Annotated in this window: 6 protein-coding genes and 1 pseudogene; 3 read left to right on the top strand and 4 right to left on the bottom strand. The window is 41.9% G+C overall.

The window, feature by feature from the left end:
• Positions 1-93: 93 nt before the first annotated feature.
• The 4 genes and pseudogenes from SGR01S_RS23530 to SGR01S_RS00950 all read right to left on the bottom strand — a co-directional run.
• A pseudogene (locus tag SGR01S_RS23530) lies at positions 94-282 on the bottom strand (ATP-dependent endonuclease); the annotation flags it as partial.
• Positions 283-304: 22 nt separating this feature from the next.
• Positions 305-3,295 (bottom strand): DEAD/DEAH box helicase, encoded by a 2,991-nt coding sequence (locus tag SGR01S_RS00960; RefSeq protein ID WP_061806250.1) that lies wholly within the window; start codon positions 3,293-3,295, stop codon positions 305-307.
• A gap of 138 nt (positions 3,296-3,433) precedes the next feature.
• The gene (locus tag SGR01S_RS00955; protein ID WP_061806249.1) at positions 3,434-3,841 is read right to left on the bottom strand and encodes a GNAT family N-acetyltransferase; all 408 of its coding nucleotides are present in this window, start codon (positions 3,839-3,841) and stop codon (positions 3,434-3,436) included.
• 837 nt (positions 3,842-4,678) lie between these two features.
• Entirely contained in the window at positions 4,679-5,068 is a 390-nt protein-coding gene (locus tag SGR01S_RS00950) for a nuclear transport factor 2 family protein (RefSeq protein ID WP_061806248.1), read from the bottom strand.
• A 433-nt stretch (positions 5,069-5,501) separates the two neighbouring features.
• On the opposite strand from SGR01S_RS00950, the gene SGR01S_RS00945 reads away from it, so the two are divergent.
• The 3 genes from SGR01S_RS00945 to SGR01S_RS00935 are packed head-to-tail and all read left to right on the top strand — an operon-like array spanning position 5,502 to position 8,114.
• Positions 5,502-5,966 carry a MarR family winged helix-turn-helix transcriptional regulator gene (locus SGR01S_RS00945; RefSeq protein WP_061806247.1) on the top strand — a complete coding sequence of 155 codons (465 nt, stop codon included), beginning with the start codon at positions 5,502-5,504 and terminating at the stop codon, positions 5,964-5,966.
• Complete coding sequence (locus tag SGR01S_RS00940) at positions 5,963-7,900, top strand: FUSC family protein (RefSeq protein ID WP_061806246.1); 1,938 nt, start codon at positions 5,963-5,965, stop codon at positions 7,898-7,900. Before SGR01S_RS00945 ends, SGR01S_RS00940 begins: the two co-directional genes overlap by 4 nt.
• Before the next feature lies 1 nt (position 7,901).
• Positions 7,902-8,114, top strand: a complete 213-nt coding sequence (locus SGR01S_RS00935; RefSeq protein ID WP_037415290.1) for a DUF1656 domain-containing protein — start codon at positions 7,902-7,904, stop codon at positions 8,112-8,114.
• Position 8,115: the final 1 nt, after the last annotated feature.

Below are 8,115 nucleotides of genomic sequence, written 5' to 3'. Positions count from 1 at the left end.
GCTTTTAACAGCTTGGCCTACAACTTGATAGATATCATCAATTCTAGCTCCAGGTTTTGCTACCCCTTTTACTTTAGAACAATATTTACAGTGCGCCTCCTGGATATAGTCGGGTACGATCAGCTCTGGGCCGTATTGCTGCAAAAGCCGGAATGCCGCTTCTGCCTTATTGGCTAGCATATAGGCCTGTACTGTAAGCGTTCGGCGATGCCCGCCGAACAGTGATTCACACATGGCGATATTATCCTGGTACAAGTTAATTTCGAATGTTGATATTTTATTTAAAAATCATCTAATAAAATAATCATTCGTTAACAATTACTCGAAGTTTAACGCCCGTTACATCATCTATATATGCTTCCGTTGCGCCAAGAACAATAAGTTGTTCACGGGACATAACCTTTTTAGATACTGCAGGTTGTACAACTGTAATTCCCAAATTAAAAGTTGAATATCTGGAAATCTTCGCGAGGTGAATTAAATCCTCATACTTTCCCTTGTTAATCCTTGAAGGTAATCCTTTAGCAAGACGACCTTTCTCTCTTTCCATTAACCGCAGGATAAGTTGCTCTTTGTTAGAAAACCACCTAACGCTTTTAACAGCTTGGCCTACAACTTGATAGATATCATCAATTCTAGCTCCAGGTTTTGCTACCCCTTTTACTTTAGAACAATATTTACAGTGGTACAAATGGATGATTAATTCCATATCATTGATGTTTTTGATTGCAACAATATCTGCCACTTCGCCAGAACCATCGTCGTCAAATATAAAATCATAATTATTCGAAATTTTTTTAATGGTATGATATTGAATTGATTGAGGGAGTCTCGAGGAAGTTTGTGACTCAACAGATATATCCACCCCTGTCCATTTCCAATCTTCAACATTGTCAAGAGAATACAAATACTCGTAATCTTCATGAGGGAGGACTCTCAACCCTCCGTCAATAAAGGAAGTGTCCTCTAAGAATAGAATTGGCGGATATTCATTTAAAAAGTCCTTTAACAACAATATTTTCTCACCAAACTCTATCTTCAAATTATCACTTGACTCAAACTCTATTTGACCTTTGGCAGTAAAAGTACCTATGATACTACAGGCGTTATCTTTGGTTTTTAATTCTAAATGAAATGATTTTTTATCTATTGGCTGTCCATTAGCTAAAGAAAGCTCACAATATAAAAAATTCTCGTCCCAATTATCTGTTGATATTTTTATTTTTTGTTCATTCCGTCTTAAAATCTCATTAGGCCACTCAACGGCAATTATTTCTAAACTTGGTAATTTATCAATTTCATCCATGCGCATGGCAGTAGTAAAAACAGCGTTAGTATCGATGGTGTCATCAAGTATTTTTTTCGCTTGTTTATCGCACCACAATATCCATTTCTCAATGGAGTCGCTATCCATAGACCATATTTTACCTTTATGAGATCCACCAATGGTAACTAATTTCCCATCTTCGTATCCTTTACCGAATATATTAGATTTTGTGGCTCTTTTCGCCTCTACATCAGGAATCTGCTCATTAATTTCGGTCCCTGTATGCATTGAGTAACGTAACCCTTTTCTATTCTTATTCAAGCCTACATTCTGGAGTTTTAATCTTTTTATTCCAGAAAAAGTTCTAAACACCCTTTCCCCCTGAATACGGAGTGCGCTTGGCGCAATAATTTTAACAAGCTTTGTTACCAAACCATCTTTGGCAGAGGAGTGAATGAATAGTAATTTTTTGTTTTTATTATAATAAGCAATGTAGAGGTCCCAGGACTCATCAAATAACTCTTTAGAGTCTGTCCAGCCAACTGCTGTAAGAGCTTTAACAGAAAATATAAGCAAGTTCTCCTCATCATTGACTATTGAATCGAAAACATTAAAATTTCTTCCTCCATTTTTTAATATCCTTTCAGGATTCCAGGTGGATAAATTCATGCTAAAAATCACGGTACTTATATTTGGAGTTAATCCAAGTTCAAGTAATTTCCCAGGATTGGAGAACCCAGACTTAAAGTTTTCATAATCTTTTTCATCTTGAATCTTTCGCGAACTGATATTGCTTATAAGGACATTCCAATCAGAGTCTTCTCTGTATAATTCATCTAGGCTTTCCCCAACATCAACATTAGCTATGTTAGCAACAAATTTGGCATCGCCAACTCCAGCCGTATTACGTGTAAACCGCCCTGTGAATTGAAGCATGACATTTATACTCTTATGAGGATCATGTATTGCCGAAATCTTAAGTTGTGGCAAATCGAAACCCTCTCCAAGCATATCAACACAGACAATAACCCTATGTTTGCAAGCTTTGATATCTTCGATTACCTGTTTTTTCTTTTTAGTTGTGTTGTTAATAATGATTGGATTTAAATCAGGGTGTTTTTCATAAAAAATGAAAATTTCTTTTGCACGAGCTATCGTAGAAGCTCTTGCCATGATTATATGATTAAGTCCTGAGGAAAGATCACTTCTTAATAATGATATGGCTTTCTCTGCAATTTCTCTGTCTGCGTTATCTTCAATAAACTCTCTAACAGGATGAAACTCTATAGGTTTAAAGTAATTGTCTTCCTGGGCCTTTCTTAAGGGGTAATTAAATATTATCCTCCCTTCCAGTCTTGAACCATCAGTTCTAAATGGAGTTGCAGTAAACTGGAATATTTTATTTTTTCTGAATAGTTTTTTAATTCTAGCCCAAGTTGCCGCTGTAACATGATGTGCCTCATCAATAATTAGGTGAGAGCATGCCTTAGTAAGCTTGGAAATATTACCATCGGAAAAGTGACTCAGTGCAGCAGCAGAGGCGACAATGACATTGGAATTGATGATTTCACTTAACTCATTTTCATCGTTCACTCCGTGGTTAATTATAGCAACTTTTGGATTCTCAATTTTAGTATTTATCAGACCAAACTTCCTTAGTAGTTCATACTCTAAAAATTTCTTTGATATTTGAGTTCTTAAAGCATCGGAAGGTACAACCACCAAGGTTTTATCAAACTTCCCAGCAATAATTATCGAAAGGATAGTTTCTGTTTTTCCAGTTCCAGTTGGCATAACTATTGTGGCCGAGGTGCTACTATCAGATCGCTCATGCCCTAACGCAGCATGAATCCCGCCAATTTGCGGTGGGCGTAACCCCGCCCTATTATTATCTTCATCTTCTTCCTTGAATATGAAATCATTAGCCTTCCAAGTATTTAGTATCTGCAAAGGAGTTAAAACTTCATCTGTTGAAGATATCCATGAAACACTACTTTTACCAACTTTTTTTACATATAAATTATTCACAGCATAAACTCCTTAGACTATATTATTAATGTTTTTTAATAAAAATAAGTCGACAATGGTATTCCCCTCTTTCACAAAACGCCACATCAGCATGTTTGTCAGCAATTCTATTATAAAGCTACTAACTCGAGTTTGTTCTTAATCAGTGAGGTGATGATCAGAATCAAGCTTGGTTAGGTTAAGTTCAATGTTTTTTCCTATGATAGAAAACCCAAAGGACTTATAAAAAATTGTTAGCCTCTCAATTTCTCCGACCATAACACCAAAGATTTTTTTAACACCTAATGAAGCAGCTAACTCAATAGATTTTTTTAGAAGCTCCGTACCAACACCTAGATTTCTGTAGTTTTCAAAAACAAAAATATCGGCCAATTTTAAATTAGCACCATCATATTGAGTAAAGTTCAAATACCCCAATTTATTCCCATTCGACATGGCCTTGATAAGAATAATTTTATCAAAATTATTTGTGAGAATGGTTATATTTTTAATTTTTTCAGGAGATAATGTCATGGATGATAAACTTTTATTGAATGGGAATTTCATACAACACCTCAACACTGTATTTTCATGTATTTTTAGTGCGAACTAAAGCAACCCAGAATAAGTATAATTCATTTCATATAAAAACCATCTGTATATGCAGCGCTATCAAAATAAAGTCTTATATTTTTTGCGTTCGAAGTCCTTCATTGACTATCCCAACTTATTTCTGATTATTCGTGTGGCCTGAGCATACTGTAATAGCCGGTGAGTTACGCCTATCCTCTTTCTTGTCGGACGTTAAAATCCGATTTAGTGTCATTATTAATTTTTTTCATGTTCTTGAGTTTATCTAACAATTATTATGTCTTTTAAACTCATTACACATAGCATTAAATGCATTTGAAATTAAAATCATTGGAATAATAAATAACCGTTATTTACTTTGGCTTGTGAACGCTACCGCCCTCAGAGATATAAACTCTACTTATGGTCTTATTATGTCTAAATGTTACCAATAAAAAAGATATGATCAATAGATCAATCGGATAATTATGAAAAATAGGGTTGAACCTACCAGCGCAAGGTTTACACATGGTTCATGAACATAGACTGTAGATTAGGGATGGGAAACGACTATAAAACATCCATTCTTAGGTGGTTCATGAAGTTGATTGTGAGTGAATAAGGTGAATATTGGATAAATTTTATATATAACAACATGATAAATAAATTAGACTTATGAACTGAATAGTAAGTCAACATAAGTTAAATTGCATTGATAGCTACGCACCAGGCTGTCCATTCCGGCTATAACTCGCCTCACCTTTCTCTTTAGCGGTTCTGTCAGCAACCAACGTCAATTCATTGGTGATTATTTGTGGCTCAACATTTACCGTGTCAACAACTCGTCGGCGTGCCCTGATGAAAACGCATCTGCCATTGATCGCCATTGTCTTTTGCAGATAACAACCAGATCGATGAGCGCAATGTACATCGAGTAACACCACCATCATCACTGCGATGAAAGCTACGATACGTCAGCAATACCGCACCTTCGGCAATGATGGCTAGCTTAAACCCTTCGGAATAAATCGATGCCTGACCACGTTCTATTTGAAGTGCTGCCAGAGTTTGCTGTTTATCATAGTAATTACCTGAACGCCCAATCTCTTTAAATTCATCATGCAGCAACTCACTAACCGACGTGATGCTGTTTCTCGTTGCTGGCTGGTGCAGCTTAACTTCCAGGGATTGGATTAATGCCAATAGTTGTGTCGAATCGGTCAAAACACCCTCCTTTTTTTGATCGCGCTACGTGAAATCTGAAAACATTTGGCACTAATCCCTCTGCAGATCTCTTCAAAACGCGCCATGCCAACCTACCTTTATCACTGTCAGATCAGCGATATGTTTAGGATCGGGGCCATCTTGCCCAATGCTTAACGTACCGCTTCCGGTTGTTAAAGAGATCATGGGGTTGTTGGTAATGAATAAAGCTAATTTTTGTTCATTATAAAATTCCTCATCAGGATAGGTCTGTCAATAGTCACGTTGAGTACACAATGCCCATTAAATAACAGCTTATAAGATCTACTTTATGTGACGTCGTCACTTTTATCGTGTTTTTCATTCTCGATGATCACTGATTTTGATGTATAAAATTAATTGCCAAAGCAACTGTTGCCATTTAATCTATATGCACTGTTTATTGAGGTCCCCCATGTTATCAAAAGAAAAATCCCTCTATGCCCTCACCAATGCACTGCAACCGGTTCGCCGAGTGTGGAAGCAAGCTGCGACGTTGGTGATAGCAAAATCCGGCATCTCTATGTCGCTGGCAACCGTCGTGGTATGGGTACACCGCAATCCGCAAGGTATTAATCAGCGCGATCTGGCGGAAGAAGTCGGCGTCAATCCTGGTGCGCTGGTGCGCCTGCTGGATCAGGCATCGGCGCTAGGCTTTCTTGAACGACAGGAATCGGCAGGCGATCGTCGGTTTAAAACCCTACGTATCCTGCCTGCCGGTGCCGAATTGGCAAAAAAAATCGAAGCCGCAGCGGACAAACTGCGGGTCGAGCTGATGCACGACGTGCCGTTGGAAGATATCGAAACTGCCACACGCATTCTGCGTCTGTTCGAAGATCGCGCCAGTCAATACCTGCAACAAGCTGGCAATGAGGAATGAGAGTAGGCAAACCGCAACTGTTATATGCAGTGAAGCTATTTATTTCGGCCATGTTGGCCTTTGCGCTGGCGGAAAACATCGGTCTGCAAAATCCCTATTGGGCAATGGTAACCTGCTGCGTGCTGAGCAATCCGGTCAGTGGCGCCGTGCGCGCCCGTGCTACCTACCGTTTTTGCGGCACCCTATTTGCTGGCGTGCTGACGCTGGCGATCTCGGCATTTCTCAGCAACACCCCGGTGCTGTTGATTGCTGTTGCTGGCTTGTCCTCTTCGGTGATGCTGAGTATCTCTTACCTCGACCGCACGCCGCGTGCTTACTTCTTTCAGTTGGGCGCCATCACCATGATGCTGGTTGCCATTGCCTACATTAACCACCCAGACACCATGTTCACTATGGTGGTAACCCGCGTCACAGAGATCTGCCTAGGGATCCTGGCGGTAACGCTGGTAGACAGCGTGCTGTTCCCTTCGTCTTTGGCGCCAGTATTGCGCACACGGTTGAAAGGCTGGTTATCTGACCTGGAGAGTTGGCAAAAAGACAGTCTCGATGGCAATACTGGCGACGTACAGGCCGAAGCGGATCGCATTCGCTTGTTGAGCGATATCGCTTCGTTTAATCAGATGATGACCACTCTCGGTTATGACAGTTCGGTCGATAAAAGCACCCGCCAGGCGGCAATATCGATACAGCAGCGAGTATTGCAAATCGTGCCACTGCTTTCTTCCATAGGTAGCAGCATTGCTGCTTTGCCAATAAGCCTACGTCCGGTGCTGCGCCCCTGGTTGGATGGTGTACGTCATCAGGCCGGCGAAAATACGCAAAAATCTAAGCCCTTGATCGCCCTGTTACCCTCCGACGAATTACTTTCGCCGTGGGAGAAATTGATTGTCGACGAACTGGTGGAACACATCGATCAATGGTTGACGCTATGGACCGAGGTTCAACAATTGAATGCTTTTCTTGATGGCGAACCCTTGCCTGCGGTACTTCAGTCGCAGATGATGCGCAACCGCGTATTCTCACCGCCGCCAGATACTGGCATGGCAGTACGTATGTTCGCTGGTATTTTGACAACCTACATCCTGCTGTGCGGCTTATGGTATTTCACTGGCTGGGAACAGGGTGCCAACATGGTGCTGATGGGGATCGTCGCTATTGCTTTCTTCGGTTCTGGCGATAACCCCGGTACCACCATTGCGACCTTTGGACGTTTCGCTGCCATCGCCATGGCCCTTGGCGCCCTGCTCAGTTACGTGTTGTTGCCGTTGGCCGGAGATTACGGCAGCTTCCTGGTTGTGATGGGCCTTTTTCTATTGCCACTGGGTGTGTGGGCTGCAAGCAATCCGCTGGCTACGCTTGCGATCGCGCTGTCACTCAGCAACGTCAACTTTCAGGGGCACTACGCAGCAAACAATATGGGACTGTATCTGGAAAGTACCACAGGTACGTTGATCGGCGTCTATGTCGCTTTCTTGTGCGCGGCGCTGTTCCGACGCTGGGGTACCGACCAGGCAGTCGTTCGGTTGATGCGACAAGATGCTCACGAGATGCTGCGCATCAATCGGCACGTTTCCGAACGAGACTTGCAGCGCTATCAGGCACGGACCTTAGATCGCATTACAGCCCTGGGAAGTCGCTTGTCCGCCATCGGTCAGTCCGATCGCAGTCCGCAGCTGTTGGTCAGATTAAAGACCGGCATCGATCTGATTCGGTTGCAGCAAGCCGGTGAATTCAACAACGGTACTGTGTGGCTCGCTGGGTTACTTACTGCGTTCCGCCAACTATCCCTGTCCGCAGAAACACCGTCGACGCTGTTGAGCCAGATCGACGCTGGGCTGCAACAAGCCTGGCAGCAAAATGACCGGCGTATGTTGCGGCCGCTCACGCGACTACGGTTGCTGCACTTCCCTACGGCTTTGCACTGGACCCCATAATATGATTGGTGAAATCAATATTGATGGCGTTTTCATTTCGCCGCTGCTGCTGTGTTTGGTATGCGCATTTTTCCTGCGCATGGTGCTGTCATGGATGTTGAGTGTCGCGGGGGTCTACCGTTTGGTGGCACAGCGCCCATTATTCGACACCGCCTTATTTCTCATTTTGGCCGGACTGTTTTTCTATGGCCTTAAATTGTTAACTACTCCCTGAG

This window comes from Serratia grimesii NBRC 13537 (genome assembly GCF_001590905.1).
GTDB lineage: Bacteria > Pseudomonadota > Gammaproteobacteria > Enterobacterales > Enterobacteriaceae > Serratia > Serratia grimesii.
This window is presented reverse-complemented; position numbering and strand designations above follow the sequence as displayed.